The sequence below is a fragment of the Pseudomonas sp. LG1D9 genome, from assembly GCF_002949995.1.
GTDB lineage: Bacteria > Pseudomonadota > Gammaproteobacteria > Pseudomonadales > Pseudomonadaceae > Aquipseudomonas > Aquipseudomonas proteolytica.
In genome coordinates this window covers 1,125,540-1,146,095 of sequence record NZ_CP026881.1, presented here as the reverse complement: position 1 = coordinate 1,146,095, position 20,556 = coordinate 1,125,540, and the positions used below count along the sequence as shown (strand labels likewise).

The following is a 20,556-nucleotide window of genomic DNA, read 5'->3' as shown; positions in this document are numbered from 1 at the left end:
TCAGGGGTGTCCTGCAATCCCCGGTTGCAAGGGCAAATCCAGGGTGGCGATAAAACCGCCGTCGGGGTGGTTGGCCAGGCTCAGGCTGCCGCCGTGACGCTCGGCGGCGCGCCGGGCGATGGCCAGGCCCAGGCCATGACCTTGGGCGGTTTGCCCGGGGGCACGGTAAAACGGCTCGCCCAGTTTTTGCAGGCACTCGGCATCCACGCCCGGGCCGTGATCGCGCACGCTGATCACAATGCGTTCGCCCTCACGCTGGGCGCGCATTTCAATCGGCTGGGTGGGCGGGTTGAAGCGCTGGGCATTGCGCAACAGGTTGTCCAGCGCCCGTTCGATCATATGGGGCCAGCCCTTGAGGTTTAACGCCGGGTCGGCCTGAAGCCGGACTTCCTGGTCCGGGGCGCCGAGCTGGGCGTCCTTTTGCAGGGTCTCGAGCAGCCTATTGAGGTCGATGTCTTCGGCGCTGGCGTTGTCGGCGTCGACTCGCGCCAGTACCAGGATCTCGCTGATCAGGGCTTCGAGGCGGTCACATTCCAGGGTCAGGCGCGGCCAGAGCTTTTCCCGTGCCTCGGGGGTGGCCCGTTCCGCCAGGGCCAGGGCGATCCGCAGGCGGGCCAGGGGCGAGCGCAGCTCATGGGAGACGTCGCGCAGCAGTTGCCGCTGGCTGCCGATCAGGCTTTGCAGGCGCGCGCCCATGCGGTTGAAGTCGGTGGCCAGCACGCCAAACTCATCGCGCCGGTCGGCCAGGCGCGCCAGGCTGTTTTGCTGGTACGTGGTCTGCCCCAGATCATGCACCGCGCCGCGCAGGCGGCTCAAAGGCCGCGTGATCGACAGGGTCACCAGCAGGCTGAACAGGGTCAGCACCACCAGCGCAATCGCCAGGGCGCTCAATGGCCAGAGCAGGCTGCTGCGGTGCCAGGCATCCAGCTCCGGCAGGGCGATGCGGTAGATCAGCAGGTAGGTATCACCGGTCTTCTCGCTGGTGTATTCGGCCGTCAGGCGACGCCAGGGCAGCCGGCCCTCGTGGCTCTCATGCTGTCGCGCTTCGAAGGCGGCGGCACGGCGCGGGAAGGTGCCACGTACCACCGGGTCGCCGCTTTCGTTGAGCACTTGCACATCGACGTGGTATTGGCGCTTGCGCTGTTGCAACAAGTCCTGGGCCGCATCCTCGCCTTGGGTTTCGTAGCGCTGGGTCCATTCCTCGGCCAAGTTACTGAGGCCAGGGTGGCGGCTGAGAATCCAGGCATCCTGGTTGAGCATATGCCCAAGCAGGATCGACAGCCCGGCAACCAGGGCGATGGCCAGCCAAAAACTGGCAAGGATGCGCCAGAAGAGTGAACGCACAGGAAACCCTCAAACAGGAAAAGCCCAGTGACGTGGGCCACTGGGCTGGGAGACTGCTAACGCATTATTGCGCTTTTTGCGGTTGTTGCGCTTTCCAGGCCTGGAACTGCTGCCACTCGGCCTGACGCTCGGCGCGTTTCTTCGCCATTTCGTCGAACTTCTTCTGCTGATCAGGCTTGAGCAGGGCGCGGATATCGGCTTGGGTTTTCTGCTTGGCGGCGGCCATCTCGTCGTTCATGGCTTTCTGCTCAGCGGCCGGGAGTTTGTCCAGGTACTTTTTGACCAGTTGCTGACGACCTTCACGTTGCTCGCCCATCAACTTGCCGATCTGCTGGCGCTGTTCGCGGGTCAGGTCCAGTTGGCTGAAAGGGCCGCCTTTGCCGCGCATGCCGTGTTCACCGCCGTGGCCCGGGCCGCCCATCATATGGCCTTCTGGGCCGCCCATCGGGCCTGGGCCTTCTGGCATGGCCATGGCAACGGTAGGCAGGGCAGCAGCGAACATCAGAGCGATAAGGGTCTTGCGCATGGTGTTTCTCCTTGTCTCGGTTCCGGTGAGTCCGGATGTGAGTAGATTACGAGGATCAAGGTCAGCGGCGGTCAGGGGAGGGTAAAGCTTGGGTAAAGACGGGTTGGGTGGGGGCTTACAAAACAGGTAAGAGCCGGCAAGCCGGCTCTTACAGGGGATTTCAGGGGGTGTAGTAGTAGCCACGGCTGCGCAGGGCGACGATCCGCGGACGGCCGTCGGCATGCGGGCCGATTTTCTTGCGCAGGTTGCTGACGTGCATGTCCAGGCTGCGGTCATACAGGGTCAGCTTGCGGCCCAGGGCAATCTGCGCCAGTTCCTGCTTGTCCAGCGGCTCGCCCGGCTGGCGCAGCAAGGCTTCCAGCAGGCGGCTTTCGGACAGGGTGAGGGTCAGTTCCTGATGGTCGATGATCACCACGCCGCGCACCGGGCTGAAGCACAGGTCGCCCAGTTCCAGTTGGGTCGACACAGCCGTCGGATGGCTGCGGCGCAACACCGCCCGTAGGCGGGCGGTCAGTTCGCGGGGGTCGCAGGGCTTGGCCAGGTAGTCATCGGCGCCCAGTTCCAGGCCGAGGATCCGGTCCAGGGGCTCGCCCCGTGCCGAGAGCATCAGCACCGGCAGTTCCGGGTGGTCGGCGCGCAATTGCTTGAGCAGCTCCAGGCCGCTGCCGTCGGGCAGCATCACGTCCAGCACCACGGCTGCCGGCGCGGCTTCGGCCAGGGCCTTGCGGGCGCTCACGCCGTCATGGCAAGCGCGCACCTGGAAACCTTCCTGGCTCAACCAACTGGTCAGCAGCTCACAGAGCTCCTGGTCATCATCTATCAGTAACAGCTCGCTCATGACTCACTCAATTTAGCCATTGTCGACGGCGCCGATGCCCGCCACTGGCGAAGATACCGCACAGCAGGGCAACCAGCGCAACTCCTGCGCCAATCACGAACCATTGCTGCTGGTCGGTGAGCCAGCGGGGCAGGGTGCTGCCTTGCGCGTCCTTGAGTTGCTGGGCCAGGCGCTGGTTCTCCTGGCGCAAGCGGCTCAATTGCGCACTCTCGCGGGCGGCATCGGCAGTTTGCAATTGTTTGCTCAGTTCTTCGCGCAGGCGTTCGCTTTCTTTCAAGCGTTGCTGCAACTCGGTGATCTGGCTGCCGGCACTCAAGGACAGGGGCGTAGAACTGCCGGTGTTCGAGGTTTCTTCAGCCTGGGCCGTAGCCCCGATCGTTAACACTGCCAACAGACACAACTGACTTAAGCGCATCGGAACTCCTGATTCCACACGAATATTCAGAACGTTGTCGGCAGGTTACCGAGAATAATGAGCGATCAGGCGTTTGCCGAACCCAATAGGTTCAGCGCCACCCGGATCAAGGCAGGACTTGCTTGAAGGGTTTGATCACGACATCGGCATACACACCGGCCGCTACATACGGGTCGGCCTTGGCCCAGGCTTGGGCATCGGCCAGGGACGCGAACTCGGCAACGATCAGGCTGCCGGTGAAGCCGGCTTCACCTGGGTCATTGCTGTCGACTGCCGGGTGCGGGCCGGCGAGCACGATGCGTCCTTCGGCTTGCAGCGCTTTGAGGCGTTCCACGTGGGCCGGGCGCACAGCCAGGCGCTTTTCCAGGGAGTTGGCGACGTCGGTGGCAATGATTGCGTAGAGCATGTCAGTCCTCGGTTTTTGGCGTGGTGGAGTCGGTGTCGTGCAGGTGGCGCGACAGGTAGATGCCCTGGGCAACCAGGAATACCACGGTCATGCCCAGGCTGCCGAACACCTTGAAGTCGACCCAGTAGCTCTGGAAGGTAAAGGCCACGAACAGGTTGGCCGCGCCGCAGAACAGGAAAAACAGGATCCAGGCGATGTTCAGGCGGGTCCAGATCGGCTCCGGCAGGCTCAGGGCATGGCCCATGATCCGCTTGATCAACAGGCGGTCGCCGATGAAGTGGCTGCCGATAAAGGCCAGGGCGAACAGCCAGTTGACCACCGGGGCTTTCCATTTAAGGAAGGTTTCGCTGTGGAAGGCCAGGGTCAGGCCGCCAAAGACCAGGCAGGCGATCAGGGTCAGCCATTGGCTTTTTTCCAGCTTGCGCTGGGAGATGAAGATCGCGCCATAGACCACCAGGGAACTGATGATCAGCACCGCGGTGGCGCTGTAGATGCCGCCGAACGACAGCTCATGGCCGCCGATATCCAAGACCCGTGGGTCGGTTTTGAAGACGATGAAAAACAGCAACAGCGGGATGAAGTCGATGAATTGTTTCACAGTAAGAGCCAGAAGCTGGATGTGGCGGCATAATAACAAACATCCTTGGTTGCGATAGCGCCAGCTGACTTGAGGTTACACACTCCCGTGAATGTTGATTTGCACTGCCACAGCACGGCCTCCGACGGCGCCCTGGCGCCCGCGGTACTGGTTGCGCGTGCGTTTGAAAAAGGCGTGCGAGTCCTGTCGCTGACCGATCACGACACCCTCGAAGGCCTGGACGAGGCGCGCAGCGCCGCCACGGCACTGGGTATGCATCTGGTCAATGGCGTCGAACTGTCCTGCACCTGGGGCGGGGCGACCATTCATGTACTGGGCTACGGTTTCGACGTCAACGCCCCGCCATTGGTGGCGGCCATTGCCAGTTTGCACGATGGCCGCTGGCTGCGGTCCGAAGAAATAAGCCGCAAACTGGCGCTCAAAGGCATGCCCAACGCCCTGGAGGGCGCCCGTGCCATCCAGCAGGAGCTGGGCGACAGCGGCAACGCGCCGGCCCGTCCGCATTTTGCCGACTGGATGGTGCGCGCAGGTTACGTCAAGGATCGCGCCGAAGCGTTCCGCAAATGGCTGGGCGCCGGCAAGCTGGGGGACGTGAAGTTGCACTGGCCGACCCTCGAAGACACCGTGGCTACCCTGCGCGCTTCGGGGGCCTGGGTCAGCCTGGCGCATCCCTGGCACTATGATTTCACCCGCAGTAAACGCCGCAAGCTGATAGGCGACTATATTCAAGCAGGTGGCCACGCCATCGAAGTGGTCAATGGGCATCAACCCGCCGAACAGGTTGGCAGCCTGGCGATTCTTGCCCGTGAATTTGGGCTGCTGGTCAGCGCCGGCAGTGATTTCCATGGCCCAGGCGGCTGGTCGGAGATCGGCGAATACCGCCCGGTCCCGGAAGACTTGCCGCTCCTGTGGGGGCGATTCAAGCATGACCCCATTACCGCCACCGTCTGAACAGGTAGAAAACGTGAGTCAATTTTTCCAGATTCATCCGGAAAACCCGCAAGCGCGGCTGATCAAGCAGGCCGTGGAGATCATCCGTGCCGGTGGCGTGGTGATCTACCCCACGGACTCCTCCTACGCCATTGGTTGTCAGATCGGCGACAAGAATGCGGTGGAGCGCGTAAGACGCCTGCGCGACCTGGATAAGAACCACAACTTCGCGTTGATCTGTAGCGACTTGTCGCAACTGGGTCTGTTCGCCAAGGTTGATACGGGCACTTTCCGCCTGCTCAAGGCCCATACGCCAGGGCCCTACACGTTCATCCTCAATGCCACCCGCGAGGTGCCGCGCCTGTTGCTGCACCCGAAGAAGCGCACCATCGGCCTGCGGGTGCCGGAGCATCCCATCGCCCTGGCATTGCTGGCCGAGCTGGGTGAGCCACTGATGAGCGTGTCGCTGATCATGCCCGGAGAGTCCGAGCCGCTGTACGACCCTTACGAAATGCGCCAACTCCTGGAAAAACACGTAGACCTGATCATCGACGGCGGCTACGGCGGCAACAAGGCGTCTACTGTGATCAACCTGGCCGACGGCGAGCCTGAAGTGGTGCGCGTCGGTTGCGGCGACCCCACGCCGTTCATGGTCGAGGCCTGAATGTCGGCCGTGGAAACCGTCGACAGCCAGGCCGGTGCCCAGCAGGAGCTGCCATTTGCCATGGTCTACGGCCAGGCGGTCATGGAAATGCCCCTGGACTTGTATATCCCGCCGGATGCCCTGGAAGTCTTCCTTGAGGCCTTCGAGGGGCCGCTGGACTTGCTGCTGTACCTGATCCGCAAACAGAACATCAATATCCTCGATATCCCGGTGGCGGAAATCACCCGCCAGTACATGGGCTATGTCGAATTGATGCAGTCGGTGCGCCTGGAACTGGCCGCCGAATACCTGGTGATGGCCGCGATGCTGGCCGAGATCAAGTCGCGCATGCTGCTGCCGCGCTCGGAGACGATCGAGGCCGAAGAGGACGACCCGCGCGCCGAACTGATCCGCCGCCTGCAGGAGTACGAGCGCTTCAAGGCAGCCGCCGAGGGCATTGACGGCTTGAGCCGCGTGGGCCGTGACGTGGTGGTGCCCAAGCTGGATGCGCCGGAAGCCCGGGCGCGCAAACTGTTGCCAGATGTGAGCCTGGAAGAATTGCTGATGTCCATGGCCGAGGTGCTGCGCCGTGGCGATATGTTTGAAAGCCACCAGGTCAGCCGTGAAGCCTTGTCCACTCGCGAACGCATGAGTGATGTGCTGGAGCGCCTCAAGGGCGGTGGTTTTGTGCCGTTTGTCGAGCTGTTCACCGCTGAAGAAGGGCGCCTGGGGGTGGTGGTGACTTTTATGGCGATCCTCGAGCTGGTCAAGGAGTCCTTGGTCGAGCTGGTACAGAATGAGCCTTTTGCGGCTATCCACGTGCGGGCGCGAGCCGAATAACGAGCTGAATCGATGAATCTGACTGAACCCCGCGAACTGGCCCCGCTGTTGGAAGCCTTCCTCTTGGCCTCGGGCAAGCCGCAATCACTGGAGCGCCTGTTCGAACTGTTTGAAGAGGCTGAGCGCCCGGAGCCGCCGGTATTCAAGAAGGCCTTGGAGATCCTGCGCAAATCCTGTGAAGGCCGGGCCTTTGAGCTGCGGGAAGTGGCCTCGGGCTACCGCCTGCAAATTCGCGAAAAGTTTTCGCCATGGGTCGGGCGCCTGTGGGAAGAGCGCCCGCAGCGTTACTCCCGGGCGATGCTGGAAACCATGGCGCTGATTGCCTATCGCCAGCCCATCACCCGTGGCGAGATCGAAGACGTACGCGGCGTGGCGGTCAACAGTCATATCGTCAAGACGCTGCTGGAGCGCGAGTGGATCCGTATCGTCGGTTACCGCGACGTGCCGGGCAAACCGGCGATGTTTGCCACCACCAAGGTGTTTCTCGATCACTTCAACCTGAAGAACCTCGACGACCTGCCGCCATTGGCCGAATTGCGGGAGATCGAGGCCGAACCGGTGCTCGATTTCGACGATGCGCCAGTGCCGGCTGGCTTGCAGGAGCTGGCTGATGCCAGCGCCGAGCCGGAAGAGCCCAAGGACGAGACCAGTTTCCATACGCTGCTGTTGGAGCTGGACGATATGGAGCAGGGGATCAAGACCGATTTTGATGACTTGCTGCGCGATGGGGCGGCCGAGCCCGAAACGCCGGTGAACGTTGAAACGACGCCAGCGGTCGAACCTGAACCTCTGGAAGACATCTTGGGTGTGGCGGCCGCTCGCGAAAAATTGCTGGCCGCCGTCGCCGCCCTTGAACAGCCCGAGTTGAGCGAAGAAGAAGCCGAAGCCCGGGCACTGGCCGAAGCCATCGAAAACGAACGCCGCGAATTCGACGACTGACAGCTCCCACAGATAAGCCCTGTGCAGTGAGGTAGTGATGAGCTCCACCAAAGACCCCTGCATCAGCGTCTGCAAATTCAGCGACGATATCTGCCTCGGCTGCGGGCGCAGCAAGCGTGAGATCCGGGCCTGGAAGAAACTCGACAAGGTCGACAAGCGCGCGGTGCTGGCCGAAGCCGAGCTACGGCTGCTCGCCCTGGGTGCCACCGGTCGGCGGAAAAGTAAATGAGCCGGCCCATATCGACTAGTCTCTGATGCGCAATGCGCGCCATGAGCGTATGATTCGCGACCCTTCGGCGATGCGTTCGCCCAAGAACCCAGTTTCAATACCTTCAGGCCACGCCTGAATCGACACACCGGGAGGTGCTTAAGATGAAAGACCAAGACCAGAACGACAGCCAGGAAATCGGCCCAGCAGGCGAGAAACTGCAAAAAGTCCTCGCCCGTATCGGCGTCGGCTCGCGCCGCGACGTGGAAGCCTGGATCACCCAGAAGCGCATCAAGGTCAACGGCGTCGAGGCCACCCTTGGCCAGCGCGTCGACCTGCATGACGCGATCACCATTGATGGCAAGGTCATCAAGCGTGAAGAGGCCGCCGAATCGGTGCGCCGCGTGATCATGTACAACAAGCCCGACGGCGAGATCTGCACCCGTGACGACCCGGAAGGCCGTCCCACCGTCTTCGACAAGATGCCCAAGCCCAAAGAAGGCCGTTGGATCAACATCGGTCGCCTGGACATCAACACCACCGGCTTGCTGATGTTCACCACCGACGGTGAACTGGCCAACCGCCTGATGCACCCGTCCTACGAGATGGACCGTGAATACGCAGTGCGTGTACGTGGTGAAGTCGATGACGAGATGATCGAGCGCCTCAAGGCTGGCGTCGTGCTGGAAGACGGCCCGGCCAAGTTCACCGACATCAAGCAGGCTCCAGGTGGCGAAGGTTTCAACCACTGGTACCACTGCGTGGTGATGGAAGGGCGTAACCGTGAAGTACGTCGCCTGTGGGAATCCCAGGGCCTGGTGGTCAGCCGCCTGAAGCGTGTGCGTTTTGGCCCGGTGTTCCTCAACTCTGACCTGCCGATGGGTCGCTGGCGCGAAATGAGCCAGTACGAAGTCGACATCCTCAGTGCGGAAGTGGGCCTGACGCCTGTGGCCATGCCGCAGATGAACGCCAAGAGCAAAGACAAGCTGGAGCGTATGCAGCGTAAATCGTCGCGCCCAGTGGCTCGCACCGAGCGCGTTGCCCGCACTCTGCGCCCGGCGCTGGATGCGCCGGCCACTGGCGGTCGTATTTCCCGTCAGCCGCAGATCGAGGGTGATCGTCGCCCATCGGCTCCGGCCCGTCAGGATGGCGAGCGTGCGCCGCGTACTCCACGTCCGGCCGGTCGTGGCGAAGCGCCAACAGGTGGCCGCAGCAACCGAGGCGATGCAGGCCGCGGTGCGCCGCAGACCGATCGTCCAGCCGAAGGCGCCAAGCGCCCAGCCAAGCCAGCGCCGAAAAAGCGCCCTGGGCTCAAACTGGTGGCTGACGAGCCATCGGGCAAGCGCCGTGGTGCACCGGCAGGTTCCGGGCAGCGTCCGGGCTTTGGTCGCAAGAAGCCTTAAGGGCTGCGGCAAGTTTTAAGCTGAGAGCGGTAAGAGAAAACGCCAACCCTGAGGGTTGGCGTTTTTTTTGCGTCGGACTTTGTGCAGGAGCGAGCTTGCTCGCGAAAAAACCAGAGCTGTCACGCTTATCCAGGATGAACGCGGTGCTTGGGCGTTTGCCGCGAGTAGGCTTGTTCCTACAGATGATGGCAAGCCCGGTCGTCATGAATGTCTTCCGCGCTGTAACAATTATTTTACGCAGGGCCTGAGCCTACGCCTGTCTTGGTCTCGTGGTTTTTTATCTGTAAAGAAAACTTGCCGATCGGTCAACAATCTCCCCGGCAAGGCTCCCTAACCAATCGAGCGGTGTACAATGCGCCGCGTTTTACTGTGACCCCCCTTGCATACCCATGCAAAAGGCCTTCAAGGCTGGCTGCCTTGTTAACTCCGCCTGGCCACAAGCCGGACGGGTTCGATTTCGTCACAGATAAAAACAAACAGGTGACGCATGACCGTAAGAAAGACGCTGAACTCCTGGTGCCTGCGCTGGGGTTTGATCGGCGCTGCTTGAGTCGGTTTCAAAGCAGCATCGTGTAATCAACATCATCAAACCTTGCGTGAGACCCTTTTCATGAGTGCAAACAACTCGCCTTCAGGTGAACTGAAGCGCGGCCTGAAAAATCGTCATATCCAATTGATCGCCCTCGGTGGCGCGATCGGTACCGGCCTGTTCCTGGGCTCGGCGGGGGTGCTGAAGTCAGCCGGCCCGTCGATGATCCTCGGCTATGCCATCTGCGGCTTTATCGCCTTCATGATCATGCGCCAACTGGGCGAAATGATCGTCGAAGAGCCAGTAGCCGGCTCCTTCAGCCATTTTGCCCACAAGTACTGGGGCGGTTTCGCGGGCTTTTTGTCGGGCTGGAACTGCTGGATCCTTTATATCCTGGTGGGCATGTCGGAGCTGACGGCCGTCGGCAAGTACGTGCACTACTGGTGGCCGGAGATTCCGACCTGGGTCTCGGCGGCGGCATTTTTCGTGCTGATCAATGTGATCAACCTGGCCAACGTCAAAGTGTTTGGCGAGGCCGAGTTCTGGTTTGCGATTATCAAGGTGGTGGCGATTGTCGGCATGATCGCCCTGGGCAGCTATCTGCTGGTCAGCGGCACCGGCGGGCCGCAGGCGTCGGTGAGCAACCTGTGGGAACACGGCGGGTTCTTCCCCCATGGCGTCGGTGGGTTGGTGATGGCCATGGCGATCATCATGTTCTCGTTTGGCGGCCTGGAAATGCTCGGCTTTACCGCCGCTGAAGCGGACCAGCCACGGACCGTGATCCCCAAGGCGATCAATCAAGTGATCTACCGCATCCTGATTTTCTACATTGGCGCCCTGGTGGTGCTGTTGTCGCTGACGCCATGGGACAGCCTGCTGGTGACCTTGAACGCGTCCGGCGACGCCTATAGCGGCAGCCCGTTCGTGCAGGTGTTCTCGATGCTGGGCAGCAACACTGCCGCGCATATCCTCAACTTTGTGGTGTTGACGGCGGCGCTGTCGGTGTACAACAGCGGCACCTACTGCAACAGCCGCATGCTGCTGGGCATGGCCGAACAAGGCGACGCCCCGGCGGCGTTGGCGAAGATCGACAAGCGCGGCGTGCCCGTGCGTTCGATCCTGGCCTCGGCGGCAGTCACCCTGGTGGCGGTGTTGATGAACTACTGGATCCCGCAGCACGCCCTGGAACTGCTGATGTCCCTGGTGGTGGCCACGCTGGTGATCAACTGGGCGATGATCAGCTTCTCGCACTTCAAGTTCCGCCAGCATATGAACCGCACCGGCCAGGTGCCGCTGTTCAAGGCGCTGTGGTACCCCTATGGCAACTTTGTGTGCCTGGCGTTCGTGGTGTTTATCCTGGCGATCATGCTGATGACGCCGGGCATTCAGAAGTCGGTGTATGCGATTCCGATCTGGCTGGCGTTCATGTGGGTCTGCTATTTCTTCAAGAGCAAGCGCGAGGCTCGGGAAAACCTGAGTGCGGTATCCTCGCTGAACAACTAGCCTACCCTGCAGGAGCCGGCAAACCGGCTCCTGCAGGTGTCAACGGACCCGCTTTCCATGTTGGTAATCTCCAGTAACGTGCACCTGCCCGATGCTGAAATCGAGTTGACGGCCATCCGCGCCCAGGGCGCCGGGGGGCAGAACGTCAATAAGGTTTCCAGCGCGGTGCACTTGCGCTTCGATATCGGCGCTTCATCGTTGCCGCCGTTCTACAAGGAGCGCCTGCTGGCACTGCGTGACAGCCGCATCACCAGCGAAGGCGTATTGATCCTCAAAGCCCAGCAATACCGGACCCAGGAACAGAACCGCGCCGATGCCCTGGAGCGCCTGGTGGAGTTGATCCTCAGCGCGACCAAGGTCGAGAAAAAACGCCGTCCGACCAAACCCACCCTGGGCTCGAAAAAGCGTCGCCTGGAATCCAAGACCAAGCGCGGCAGCATCAAGGCCGGGCGCGGCAAGGTGGATTTCTAGCCGGCGTTGCGTTCGTCGCGGTATTTGGGTGCCTGGCGATACAGGTATAGGCTCAGCAGCAGCCCGGCGAAGGCCGCCAGTGCGGCAAACAGAAAGATCGAAGCAAAGCCGAAACCCGCCGCAATAGCGCCGGCCAATGGCCCGGTGATGCCCAAAGACAAGTCGATAAACAGCGAATAGGCCCCCACCGCCGCGCCACGGCTGGAGGCAGGCACCAGGTTGACCGCCTCGACGCCCAGCGCTGGAAACACCAGGGAAAAGCCAAAGCCACTCAGGGCCGCGCCCGCCAACGCCAGTTCGGCATTCGGCGCCAGCCACAACAGCAGCAGGCCAAGGGTTTCCACCGACAGGCAGGCGATCGCCACGCGAAACCCGCCGATCCGGTTGATCAGGTTACCGAACAGCAACCGCGCGCCGATAAAGCTGGCCCCGAACAGGCTCAGGCACAGCACCGCGTTATCCCAGTTCTGGGTTGCGTAATACAGGGTGATAAACGTAGCGATGGTGCCAAAGCCGATGGAGCCCAGGGCCAGCCCGCAGCCGTGGGGCAGTACGCGGCCCAGCACATGCATGAAGGGCAGGCGTTCGCCGACTACGATGGGCGCCGCGACTTTCGGCCAGGCCAGCAGCAGGCCCAGCACCGCCAGCACCATGATGCTGGCGCCCATGCTCCACAGCCCGAACCGGCTGACCAGCAGCACCCCCAGCGGTGCGCCAATCGCCAGGGCGCCGTAGCTGGCAATACCGTTCCAGGAGATGACCTTGGCGGTATTCAGCGCACCGACCCGGCCAATCCCCCAGCCAATGGAGCCCGATCCCACCAGGCTTTCGGCACTGCCCAGGACCAGCCGGCCAATCAGCAGGCTGGTCAGGCTCAAGGCCGGCAGATGGGTCAATGCCGCGGACACCAGCATGAACACCCCACTCAAGCCACAACCGGCCAGGCCGTACATCACCGCGCGCTTGCTGCCGCGGTTATCGATGATGCGCCCGGCATAGGGCCGGCTCAGCAGGGTGGCCAGGTACTGCACGCTGATCACCAGGCCCGCGATCACCGCGCCAAAACCCAGGTCGCTGTGGACATAGCCCGGCAATACGGCCAGGGGAATGCCGATATTCAGATAACCGATAAAGGTGAACAGCACGATGGAAACGACTTGCAGCGTGACCGCCATGGGGCGCTGGGTATCTGGCATGGGAGGGGTCCACTGTCGCGGCAATAAAAGATAGGCTGCTTATGATACCGGTGCTTTGCGCTGCACAGGGCATAAAACCTTTGGCGGCTGAACGACCGCCATCGCTGGCGAGCCGGCGCCTACAGTGGCGCGGGGTTGAGCATGCGCGTGGTCACGAGCGCGGCCAGGGCGTTTTCCTGGGTGCCAAAGCGCTTGAGCAGCAGCGCTTGTTTTTCCGGGCTGAGGCGGCTCCACACATCGACCATTTGCAGGGCGGCGCCGAGTATCGCGTCATCGGGGGAATGCTTGGGAGTGTCAGGCATGTTGCGTGTCTCTTGATTCAGGCGGTGTGGAAAGCGCGCAATGTCACGCTTTCCACACGGTCTGGGTACTGCGGTCAGTCGTCGCTATCGCTGTCGACCGGTGCTGCTTGTGCTGGCGCTTGTTTATCGCTGCCGGCCTGTTGTGGGGTTGGCTGCTCGGTCTCGTGCAGGCTTGGGAAGGGGAGATTGGGAATCTCGTGCATCGTCGTCGCTCCTCGCAAGGTCTGTTGTGGGATTGCAGATGTGCCACGCTTTTCACAAAGCCTGGGCAGGATACAGCACTGCAAATGACAAAAAGACTTTTATCTCGCCAAATGCACGAACCTTTCGCCCCAAGACGCAAGTGACAAGAGGTCACACGCTGGCCTGGCGCTCCATGGCGGCCTTGTAGATGGAGTTTTTTGGCTGGGCGAAGACCCGTGCCAGCATGGGTTCGAAAAAGCTCAGGGGCAGGGTGGCATAGGCCGGATCGAAGGCGGCCGCGTCGTACAGCGCGCAGAATTCAATGGTTTGCTCATACTGCGGGTGTTCACCAAATTGCTCGCGCAGGTGGCGATCCATGCCCAGGTGATGAAAGAAATAGTAGCCCTGGAAAATCCCGTGCTTTTCCACCATCCACAGGTTTTGCGGGCTGACGAACGGTTTGAGGATGGCGGCGGCAATGTCCGGGTGGTTGTAGGAGCCCAGGGTGTCGCCGATGTCATGGAGCAGCGCACAGACCACATATTCTTCGTCGCGGCCATCGTGCCAGGCGCGGCTGGCGGTCTGCAGGGAGTGGGTCAGGCGGTCCACCGGGAAACCACCGAAGTCACCCTCCAGCAGCCGCAGGTGCGCGAGGATTCGCCCGGGCAACTGGCGGGCATAGGCACTGAAGTCGGCGGCGATGATGGACCAGTCTTCCTGGGTGCCGTCTTGCATATGGGTGAAGCGGGCCTGCTGGCTCATCGGCGTGTCTCTTATTGTTTTGGATGGTTTAGAACGGCACCTTGCCCAGGATCATGTCGCGGTACATCACGAAATCTCCCAGCAGGCTGTAGAACGGATGCTGGAATGTCGCCGGGCGGTTCTTTTCAAAGAAAAAGTGCCCGACCCAGGCAAAGCTGTAGCCGGCCACTGGCAGTACCCACAGTAGCCACCAGGCACCCTTGCCGATGGCGAACGCGAGAATAAAAATCACCAGGCTGGTACCGATAAAGTGCAGGCGCCGACAGGTGCTGTTGCCGTGTTCACTCAGGTAATACGGATAGAACTCGGCGAAGCTATTGAATTGTCTGACATTTTCCACGTTGGCCGGCCCTCTGGTTATTGTTGTGCCCGACGGATGTTCGGCGGGGAGCTTATTTGAGTCTAGAGTCATCACTGGCAAGGGCCAGTGACAATAGACGCCACTTTAGTATCCTTGGGTTCCTGGCTGCGATTTCAGCCGTCCCGTCATAGAACGCGTGCAAGATAACGCCATGAACGAACGAACGACTTCTGCAAGCTGGGCGATGGGGATAGTCAAGGCGCTGGAGCTCGAGGGCCTGGATTGCCGCGCGCTGTTCAAACAGCTGGGCCTGGATTACAGCGCCCTGGATGACCCCGACGCGCGCTTTCCCCAGGACTCCATGACCCGGCTCTGGCAGCGTGCGGTGGAGGTTTCGGGCAACCCGGCCATTGGCCTGAATATGGGCAAGGTAGTGCGCCCGGCGTCATTCCATGTGGCCGGCTATGCCTTGATGTCCAGCAGTACCCTGGCCGAGGGCTTTACCCGGCTGGTGCGCTACCAGCGGATCATCGCCGAAAGCGCTGACTTGAGCTTCCGCCTGTTGCCCGAAGGCTATGCGTTGATCCTCACGGTACACGGCGACCATCTGCCGCCCACCCGGCAAAGCGCCGAGGCATCGCTGGCCTGCGCGTTGGCGTTGTGTGGCTGGCTGACCGGGCGCACGTTGCAACCGCGCAAAGTGTTGGTGCAAGGCGCCCAGCCAGCCGACCTGGAACCCTATAGGCAGGCCTTTCATGCGCCGCTGGTGTTCAACGCGCCGTATGACGCGCTGATCTTCGAGCGGGCGGATATGGAAGCACCGTTGCCTACCGCCAATGAAGCGATGGCGCTGCTGCACGACCGGTTTGCCGGGGAATACCTGGCGCGGTTTTCCGAGAGCCGCGTGACCCACAAGGCTCGCCAGGTGCTCTGCCGGTTGCTGCCCCAGGGCGAGCCCAAGCGTGAGATGGTCGCGCAGACGTTGCACCTGTCCCAGCGTACGCTGCAGCGGCGCTTGCAGGAGGAGGGCACCAGCTTCCAGACCTTGCTCGACGACACCCGCCGCGAATTGGCCGAGCAGTACCTGGCGCAGCCGAGCATGACCCTGCTGGAAATCGCCTACCTGCTGGGGTTTGCCGACCCGAGCAACTTCTTCCGCGCGTTTCGCCGCTGGTTCGATGCCACGCCCGGCGAATACCGGGCGCGGTTATTGGAGACTTCGGCGAGTGTCAGTGTCGCCAGAACGCCGGCATACACAGTACAAACACCGTAATGATCTCCAGCCGGCCGAGCAGCATGCCCAGGGACAGGATCCACTTGGCGGCATCTGGCAGGGTGGCGAAGTTGCCGGCCGGGCCGATGGTTTCGCCCAGCCCCGGGCCCACGCCGGAAACGGTGCTGGCGGCGCCGGTCAGGGCGGTCATCCAGTCCACGCCCAGCAACGATAGGGCCAGGGCGATCATGCAGATGGTGATGGCGAAGAAGAACGAGAACGTCAGGATCGACCGGACGATTTCTTCGTCGAGGCGATGGCCGTTGTATTTCTGCTTGATCACCGCCCTGGGGTGAATCAGCTGGTTCAAGTTGGCCTTGAGCAGGATATAGGCGACCTGGAAGCGGAAAATCTTGATCCCGCCCGCGGTGGAGCCCGAGCAACCGCCAACAAAACCCAGGTAAAAGAACAGCATCAGCGAGAAATTGCCCCACAGGCTGTAGTCACCCAGGGCAAAACCGGTGGTGGTCACCACGGACGTGACGTTCAGCGCCACATGGCGCAGCGCATCCAGCCAGTGCAGGTTGGTGGTCCACCAGTACCAGGTGCCGAGCACGATCCAGGTCACCAACAGCATGCCCAGCAAGCCCTGTACCTGCTGGTCCTTGATCAGCGCCTTGCGGTTGCCGCGCAAGGTGGCGACATACAAGGCAAACGGCAGGCTGCCCATGATCATCACGACTATCGCGACCCAATGCACGGCGGGCTGTTTCCAGTGCGCCAATGATTCGTCGGAGGTGGAGAAACCGCCGGTGGAAATGGCCGACATCGCGTGGTTGATCGCGTCGAACAGGCCCATGCCGGCCCACCAGAAGCCCAGGCTGCCGAGGATGGTAATGCCGACATAGGCCGCTACGATCAGGCGCGCCACCATATGCGAGCGGGGCATGACCTTCTCGGAGCGGTCCGAGGATTCGGTCTGGAACAGGCGCATGCCACCGATGCGCAGCAGCGGCAGGATCGCCACCGCCATGCCGATAAAACCGATGCCGCCGAGCCAGTGCAGCATCGAGCGCCACATCAGGATGCCCGGTGACATGGTGTCCAGCCCACTGAGCACGGTGGCGCCGGTGGCGGTGATGCCGGACATGCTTTCAAAGAACGAGTCGGTATAGCTGATGTGCTGGGTCAGCAAGAACGGCAGCGCGGCAAAGATACACACCACCACCCAACTGCTCACGGTCAGCAGGTACATGTCCCTGGGGCGCAGCTGGACTTGTTCCGGGCGACCGGGAATCACCAGCGCCAGGCCTGCGATAAAGGTGATCATGCTTGCCCAGAGAAAGGACGGCAGGTCGCTGGTGCGGTCGAAAAACATCAGGGTGGCCATGGGCACTACCATGGCGACCGCGAGGGTAATCAGGAAGATGCCGATGATGAAACCAATGATTCGCAGGGTCGGCATTGCCATGAATTGCGCTCGGGTGACAGTTTGAGGCGCCATTCTACCTAGGGTGCAGGGCTTGTAAACCGGGGGGTACGGATCTGATGTGGGAGCTGGCTTGCCTGCGATGGCCATAGGTATCTACACAACTTTCAGAAACTGACGAACTCCCCCGTGGCGAGCGGGCTTGTCGGAACGCCGCATCGCCCGCGCTGGGCTGCGAAGCAGCCCCAAAAAGCCCTCCGCGTTTCTTCAGATAAACCGCGATGGCCGGGTTTAGGGCTGCTTCGCAGCCCAGCGCGGGCGATGCGGCGTTCCGACAAGCCCGCTCGCCACAACTGCGCTATCTGCCTGGATTTAGGTGTTGCGGCAAAGTTGTGTAGATACCGATGCTGCGATGGCGGTGAGTCAGGTTCGACTGCTTGACTGACCCGCCGCCATCGCAGGCAAGCCAGCTCCCACATGGGTTTTGTGGGGGTAATACAAAAAAGGCGACCCGAAGCAGACTGTGTGAAAACACAACCTGCCAATGTCAAAAACAAATGCCCCGACTTGTCGGGGCATTTGTTTTTCTAACAGGCAGAACGAAAAAAGGGCCTTTCAGCCCATCAATGCCATCAACTGATGGGCGCCCATCACCTTGATCGCTCTTTTCAGGTTATAGGCCTGCACTGCCAGTGCCATTTCGGCTCTGGCGCCTTTCAGCTGTCGCAGCAAGAACCGGCCATTGCCAAATAGCCATTGCTTGAGATTGCCGAAGGGGTGTTCGACGATGGATCGTCGGCTGACCATCATCTCGGGGTGGGCCTGCATTCGCAGCTTCATACGTTCAAAAGCGGCTTCATGAGCATGGCGTGTGAGATAACGGCGGCTCGCTTTGGTGCAGCGGCTTTTTAACGGGCAAACGCTGCAATCGGCGAGAGTCGCCTGATAAATCCGGTCGCCCTTGCTCATCTGCTTGAGCGTTAGCATCTTGCCGGCAGGGCATTGATAAGCGTCGCTTTGCTCTTCGTATTTGAAGTCCGTGCGATCGAAAAACTCAGTACCGCCACCTTGATTGTTGACTGACCGATTAGGGGGCACGAACGGCGTGATACTGGCGTCTTCACAGGCCTGAAACTGTTCGCCATTGGAGTAGCCGGCGTCGGCAGTGACGCTTAATTGCGATTGCTGTAATTGGGCTTTAGCGGCTTTTGCCATCGGCTCAAGCTGCTGCCGATCTGCGCCATCTTGAGTCACCTCATAGTGCAGAATCAGACAGTGTTCAGCGTCCACGGCGCTTTGGATGTTGTACGCCACGAACTTGCCAGAAGGCGTACGCATTTTTTGCGCATCGGACTCGCCCACAATGTGTTGAACCAGACCTTGAGCTTCCATTAGCACCTGGCAGGTCTGGTTATTGGCCTTTTTTACCTGCAACTCCCGAAGCGCCGCCTGCACCGCTGAGCGGTCAATGGACTCCCCTTCCTCGCCATGATCCGCCTCATCGAGCTGCGCCAAATAGCGTGCAATGCGCTTCTCGAGCGCCGCTTCCTGGTGTTTGAGCTTTTTCGGCGTCATGTGCTTTCGATTCGAAGCCACTGCCTGAAACTTGCTGCCATCGATGGCCACCAGCTCGCCAGCAATCAGGCCCGCGTGTCGGCAAAACTGAACAAAGGCGCGGCAGGTGGCGCTGAACGCCGCACTGTTGTCGCGGCGAAAATCAGCAATGGTTTTGAAGTCAGGGGCCAGTCGGCCCAGCAGCCACATGACTTCAACGTTGCGCTGACACTCGGCCTCGAGTCGTCGCGACGAGCGAATACGCTGGAAATAGCCGTACAAGTAGAGTTTGAGCAGATCGGCAGGATCGTATGAAGGGCGTCCCGTGGCCTTGGGTCTGGCTTTGTCGAAACCCAACTGCTCAAGGTCCAGCAGGGAAATGTAGGCCTCGATCACCCGAACCAGATGGTCATCGGGGATAAGTTCGTCCAGCGAAAGTGGAAACAGCGCGCTCTGGGAGCGGTCTTCACCTTGGATATAGCGCATAAGCAAAATGCCCGTATCTTGCGATACGGGCATTTTCTTTAACCTGCCAGCAGATTGCTAGGTTTTCACACAGTCTGCGAAGGCCGCCTCATTCAAACCGCGCGGATCAGAACTCGTGATCTGCGGTATCCGGGTTCAGGTCACCGATGCCCAGCTTGCCAGCCGCTTGCTCGATGGAGCCGGTCTGCTTGACCAGGGATGCGATGGCGTCGCGCACGATCTGGTTGCCTGCGGTGTTGCCGGCAGCGATCAGTTGGTCGTAGTGCTCACCCTTGTTGGCGTGGTCGACAATGACCTGGATCTTCGCTTCGGTGGCAGCGAGGTCAGCCTTGAGGGCTTCATCGGCAGCCGGATCAACCTTGGCCACCAGGGACGACAGGCTGGCGCCGGTCAGTTTGGTGCCGTCGGTGCGGGTGTACTCGCCCAGGTAGACGTTGCGGATGCCCTTGGCGTCGTAGAAGTGCGAGTAGTGTGTGTTGTCGCTGAAGCAGTCGTGCTCGTCTTCCGGCGAGTTGGCTTCCAGGGACACTTTCATCCGCTCGCCCGCCAGTTCACCCAGGGACAGGCTGCCCATGCCGAACAGCATCTTGCGCAGGCCGTCGGTGCCAGGTTCGGCTTCCAGGGTGGCGCGGTAGTTGTCTTCGACGTTGGGTTTCCAGTTGCCGACCATTTCTTCGAGGTCGCTGACCAGCAGTTGGGTCACGGCGCGCAGGTAAGTGCGGCGACGCTCGTTATGACCGCCGGTGGCGCCTTCGCCTTGCAGGTAGTCCGACGCTGGACGGTTGCCGGCGCCAGGGCCGGTGCCGTTCAGGTCCTGGCCCCACAGCAGGAATTCGATGGCGTGGTAGCCGGTGGCGACGTTGGCTTCGGAGCCGCCCAGCTCATTGAGGCTGGCGAGTTTCTCCGGGGTGATTTCCTTGACGTCGATCTTGTCTTCGCCGACCTGGATCTCGGTGTTGGCGATGATATTGGCGGTGGCGCCCGGGTTGCCGAGGGCGTGTTCGTAGGACTTGTCGACATAGTCGATCAGGCCTTCGTCCAGCGGCCAGGCGTTCACCTGACCTTCCCAGTCATCAATGATGGTGTTGCCAAAGCGGAACACTTCGCTCTGCAGATACGGTACGCGTGCAGCGATCCAGGCAGTACGTGCGGCCTTCAGGGTCTCGTCGTTGGGGTTGGCGAGGAAGGTATCGATGGCGGTCTGCAGGGTTTTTGCAGTGGCCTCGGAGTCGCTGTACACCGCGAACACGATGTCTGCGTAATGCGCGACGACCGCCTTGGCGGCAGCCTCGTCAACCTGGCCGGCGGTAGCGGCAGCCGCTGGAGCGGTAGTGCTGGCAGCTGGCGTTGGCGCCTGAGGAGCGGCGGCCTTGTCTTTACCCTCGCCGCAGCCGGCGAGAGAAATAGCGATGGCCAGCAGACTGGCGGTGGCCAGGGGCATACGAATCATGGCGAACATCCTGCTTCGGTAGTTGATCGGGGCGCAATGCAGCGCGCAAAACTGCGACATAATGCGAAAGATTTGCATTTTCTGTAA

23 protein-coding genes are annotated in these 20,556 nt (G+C 61.2%); 9 read left to right on the top strand and 14 right to left on the bottom strand.

The genetic code is table 11. From position 1 onward, the window contains the following. The 6 genes from C5F71_RS05620 to C5F71_RS05595 all read right to left on the bottom strand — a co-directional run bounded on the left by C5F71_RS05620 (position 1) and on the right by C5F71_RS05595 (position 4,127). Complete coding sequence (locus C5F71_RS05620; RefSeq protein WP_104910781.1) at positions 1–1,344, bottom strand: HAMP domain-containing sensor histidine kinase; 1,344 nt, start codon at positions 1,342–1,344, stop codon at positions 1–3. A 64-nt stretch (positions 1,345–1,408) separates the two neighbouring features. Next, complete coding sequence (locus tag C5F71_RS05615; protein ID WP_029296329.1) at positions 1,409–1,870, bottom strand: LTXXQ domain protein; 462 nt, start codon at positions 1,868–1,870, stop codon at positions 1,409–1,411. Between the two features lie 160 nt (positions 1,871–2,030). After that, positions 2,031–2,708 carry a response regulator transcription factor gene (locus C5F71_RS05610; protein WP_104910780.1) on the bottom strand — a complete coding sequence of 226 codons (678 nt, stop codon included), beginning with the start codon at positions 2,706–2,708 and terminating at the stop codon, positions 2,031–2,033. 7 nt (positions 2,709–2,715) lie between these two features. Continuing rightward, entirely contained in the window at positions 2,716–3,123 is a 408-nt protein-coding gene (locus C5F71_RS05605) for a translation initiation factor 2 (RefSeq protein ID WP_070995318.1), read from the bottom strand. A gap of 106 nt (positions 3,124–3,229) precedes the next feature. Further along, positions 3,230–3,529 carry a YciI family protein gene (locus tag C5F71_RS05600; RefSeq protein WP_070995319.1) on the bottom strand — a complete coding sequence of 100 codons (300 nt, stop codon included), beginning with the start codon at positions 3,527–3,529 and terminating at the stop codon, positions 3,230–3,232. Between the two features lies 1 nt (position 3,530). Continuing rightward, on the bottom strand, positions 3,531–4,127 hold the full coding sequence (locus tag C5F71_RS05595; RefSeq protein ID WP_029296338.1) for a septation protein A: 597 nt from the start codon (positions 4,125–4,127) through the stop codon (positions 3,531–3,533). Positions 4,128–4,214: 87 nt separating this feature from the next. Here C5F71_RS05595 and C5F71_RS05590 point away from each other — a divergent pair, with 87 nt between their 5' ends. The 8 genes from C5F71_RS05590 (at position 4,215) to arfB (ending at position 11,593) form a co-directional block, all read left to right on the top strand. Beyond that, positions 4,215–5,078: a PHP domain-containing protein gene (locus tag C5F71_RS05590; RefSeq protein WP_029296341.1), complete on the top strand. Its 864-nt coding sequence runs from the start codon at positions 4,215–4,217 to the stop codon at positions 5,076–5,078. A 13-nt stretch (positions 5,079–5,091) separates the two neighbouring features. Continuing rightward, a complete protein-coding gene (locus C5F71_RS05585; protein WP_070995321.1) occupies positions 5,092–5,721 on the top strand; it encodes an L-threonylcarbamoyladenylate synthase in 630 nt (209 codons plus the stop codon). 120 nt (positions 5,722–5,841) lie between these two features. Further along, entirely contained in the window at positions 5,842–6,540 is a 699-nt protein-coding gene (locus tag C5F71_RS05580; protein WP_169851199.1) for a ScpA family protein, read from the top strand. 12 nt (positions 6,541–6,552) lie between these two features. Continuing rightward, positions 6,553–7,479, top strand: a complete 927-nt coding sequence (gene scpB / locus C5F71_RS05575; RefSeq protein WP_104910779.1) for an SMC-Scp complex subunit ScpB — start codon at positions 6,553–6,555, stop codon at positions 7,477–7,479. Positions 7,480–7,516: 37 nt separating this feature from the next. Further along, positions 7,517–7,708: a DUF1289 domain-containing protein gene (locus C5F71_RS05570; RefSeq protein ID WP_104910778.1), complete on the top strand. Its 192-nt coding sequence runs from the start codon at positions 7,517–7,519 to the stop codon at positions 7,706–7,708. Positions 7,709–7,851: 143 nt separating this feature from the next. Beyond that, entirely contained in the window at positions 7,852–9,090 is a 1,239-nt protein-coding gene (gene rluB / locus C5F71_RS05565) for a 23S rRNA pseudouridine(2605) synthase RluB (protein WP_029296351.1), read from the top strand. A 610-nt stretch (positions 9,091–9,700) separates the two neighbouring features. After that, the gene (locus C5F71_RS05560) at positions 9,701–11,122 is read left to right on the top strand and encodes an amino acid permease (RefSeq protein WP_029296353.1); all 1,422 of its coding nucleotides are present in this window, start codon (positions 9,701–9,703) and stop codon (positions 11,120–11,122) included. 57 nt (positions 11,123–11,179) lie between these two features. Further along, a complete protein-coding gene (gene arfB / locus C5F71_RS05555; protein ID WP_029296355.1) occupies positions 11,180–11,593 on the top strand; it encodes an alternative ribosome rescue aminoacyl-tRNA hydrolase ArfB in 414 nt (137 codons plus the stop codon). Here the strand turns inward: arfB and C5F71_RS05550 are convergent. From C5F71_RS05550 to C5F71_RS05535, 5 genes are all read right to left on the bottom strand, one after another. Next, a complete protein-coding gene (locus tag C5F71_RS05550; protein ID WP_029296357.1) occupies positions 11,590–12,789 on the bottom strand; it encodes an MFS transporter in 1,200 nt (399 codons plus the stop codon). The genes arfB and C5F71_RS05550 overlap by 4 nt on opposite strands. A 119-nt stretch (positions 12,790–12,908) precedes the next feature. After that, positions 12,909–13,091 carry a hypothetical protein gene (locus C5F71_RS05545; protein ID WP_029296359.1) on the bottom strand — a complete coding sequence of 61 codons (183 nt, stop codon included), beginning with the start codon at positions 13,089–13,091 and terminating at the stop codon, positions 12,909–12,911. A 74-nt stretch (positions 13,092–13,165) separates the two neighbouring features. Further along, positions 13,166–13,294, bottom strand: coding sequence for a hypothetical protein (locus tag C5F71_RS29230; protein WP_256324357.1), 129 nt, complete (start codon positions 13,292–13,294; stop codon positions 13,166–13,168). Positions 13,295–13,445: 151 nt separating this feature from the next. Continuing rightward, positions 13,446–14,036, bottom strand: a complete 591-nt coding sequence (locus C5F71_RS05540; protein ID WP_029296361.1) for an HD domain-containing protein — start codon at positions 14,034–14,036, stop codon at positions 13,446–13,448. A gap of 28 nt (positions 14,037–14,064) precedes the next feature. Beyond that, the gene (locus C5F71_RS05535; RefSeq protein ID WP_029296363.1) at positions 14,065–14,376 is read right to left on the bottom strand and encodes a DUF962 domain-containing protein; all 312 of its coding nucleotides are present in this window, start codon (positions 14,374–14,376) and stop codon (positions 14,065–14,067) included. A gap of 172 nt (positions 14,377–14,548) precedes the next feature. Between C5F71_RS05535 and C5F71_RS05530 the strand changes: the two genes are divergently transcribed. Then, positions 14,549–15,610, top strand: a complete 1,062-nt coding sequence (locus C5F71_RS05530) for an AraC family transcriptional regulator (protein ID WP_029296365.1) — start codon at positions 14,549–14,551, stop codon at positions 15,608–15,610. Here C5F71_RS05530 and C5F71_RS05525 read toward each other — a convergent pair. The 3 genes from C5F71_RS05525 to C5F71_RS05515 all read right to left on the bottom strand — a co-directional run bounded on the left by C5F71_RS05525 (position 15,567) and on the right by C5F71_RS05515 (position 20,469). Further along, on the bottom strand, positions 15,567–17,021 hold the full coding sequence (locus C5F71_RS05525; RefSeq protein WP_029296368.1) for a TrkH family potassium uptake protein: 1,455 nt from the start codon (positions 17,019–17,021) through the stop codon (positions 15,567–15,569). The two genes, C5F71_RS05530 and C5F71_RS05525, sit on opposite strands and share 44 nt — an antisense overlap. 573 nt (positions 17,022–17,594) lie before the next feature. Beyond that, a complete protein-coding gene (locus C5F71_RS05520; protein ID WP_177410425.1) occupies positions 17,595–19,019 on the bottom strand; it encodes an IS1182 family transposase in 1,425 nt (474 codons plus the stop codon). Between the two features lie 106 nt (positions 19,020–19,125). Next, positions 19,126–20,469, bottom strand: a complete 1,344-nt coding sequence (locus C5F71_RS05515; protein WP_029296370.1) for an imelysin family protein — start codon at positions 20,467–20,469, stop codon at positions 19,126–19,128. Positions 20,470–20,556 lie beyond the last annotated feature (87 nt).

Excerpts from the sequence above, each read along its gene's own strand:
- rluB (WP_029296351.1), top strand. The coding sequence starts at position 7,852 with ATGAAAGACCAAGACCAGAACGACAGCCAGGAAATCGGCCCAGCAGGC.
- C5F71_RS05610 (WP_104910780.1), bottom strand. The coding sequence starts at position 2,708 with ATGAGCGAGCTGTTACTGATAGATGATGACCAGGAGCTCTGTGAGCTG.
- C5F71_RS05530 (WP_029296365.1), top strand. The coding sequence starts at position 14,549 with ATGAACGAACGAACGACTTCTGCAAGCTGGGCGATGGGGATAGTCAAG.
- C5F71_RS05605 (WP_070995318.1), bottom strand. The coding sequence starts at position 3,123 with ATGCGCTTAAGTCAGTTGTGTCTGTTGGCAGTGTTAACGATCGGGGCT.
- scpB (WP_104910779.1), top strand. The coding sequence starts at position 6,553 with ATGAATCTGACTGAACCCCGCGAACTGGCCCCGCTGTTGGAAGCCTTC.
- C5F71_RS29230 (WP_256324357.1), bottom strand. The coding sequence starts at position 13,294 with ATGCACGAGATTCCCAATCTCCCCTTCCCAAGCCTGCACGAGACCGAG.
- C5F71_RS05600 (WP_070995319.1), bottom strand. The coding sequence starts at position 3,529 with ATGCTCTACGCAATCATTGCCACCGACGTCGCCAACTCCCTGGAAAAG.
- C5F71_RS05515 (WP_029296370.1), bottom strand. The coding sequence starts at position 20,469 with ATGATTCGTATGCCCCTGGCCACCGCCAGTCTGCTGGCCATCGCTATT.
- C5F71_RS05545 (WP_029296359.1), bottom strand. The coding sequence starts at position 13,091 with ATGCCTGACACTCCCAAGCATTCCCCCGATGACGCGATACTCGGCGCC.
- C5F71_RS05560 (WP_029296353.1), top strand. The coding sequence starts at position 9,701 with ATGAGTGCAAACAACTCGCCTTCAGGTGAACTGAAGCGCGGCCTGAAA.
- C5F71_RS05525 (WP_029296368.1), bottom strand. The coding sequence starts at position 17,021 with ATGGCAATGCCGACCCTGCGAATCATTGGTTTCATCATCGGCATCTTC.
- C5F71_RS05615 (WP_029296329.1), bottom strand. The coding sequence starts at position 1,870 with ATGCGCAAGACCCTTATCGCTCTGATGTTCGCTGCTGCCCTGCCTACC.
- arfB (WP_029296355.1), top strand. The coding sequence starts at position 11,180 with ATGTTGGTAATCTCCAGTAACGTGCACCTGCCCGATGCTGAAATCGAG.
- C5F71_RS05520 (WP_177410425.1), bottom strand. The coding sequence starts at position 19,019 with ATGCGCTATATCCAAGGTGAAGACCGCTCCCAGAGCGCGCTGTTTCCA.
- C5F71_RS05550 (WP_029296357.1), bottom strand. The coding sequence starts at position 12,789 with ATGCCAGATACCCAGCGCCCCATGGCGGTCACGCTGCAAGTCGTTTCC.
- C5F71_RS05540 (WP_029296361.1), bottom strand. The coding sequence starts at position 14,036 with ATGAGCCAGCAGGCCCGCTTCACCCATATGCAAGACGGCACCCAGGAA.
- C5F71_RS05570 (WP_104910778.1), top strand. The coding sequence starts at position 7,517 with ATGAGCTCCACCAAAGACCCCTGCATCAGCGTCTGCAAATTCAGCGAC.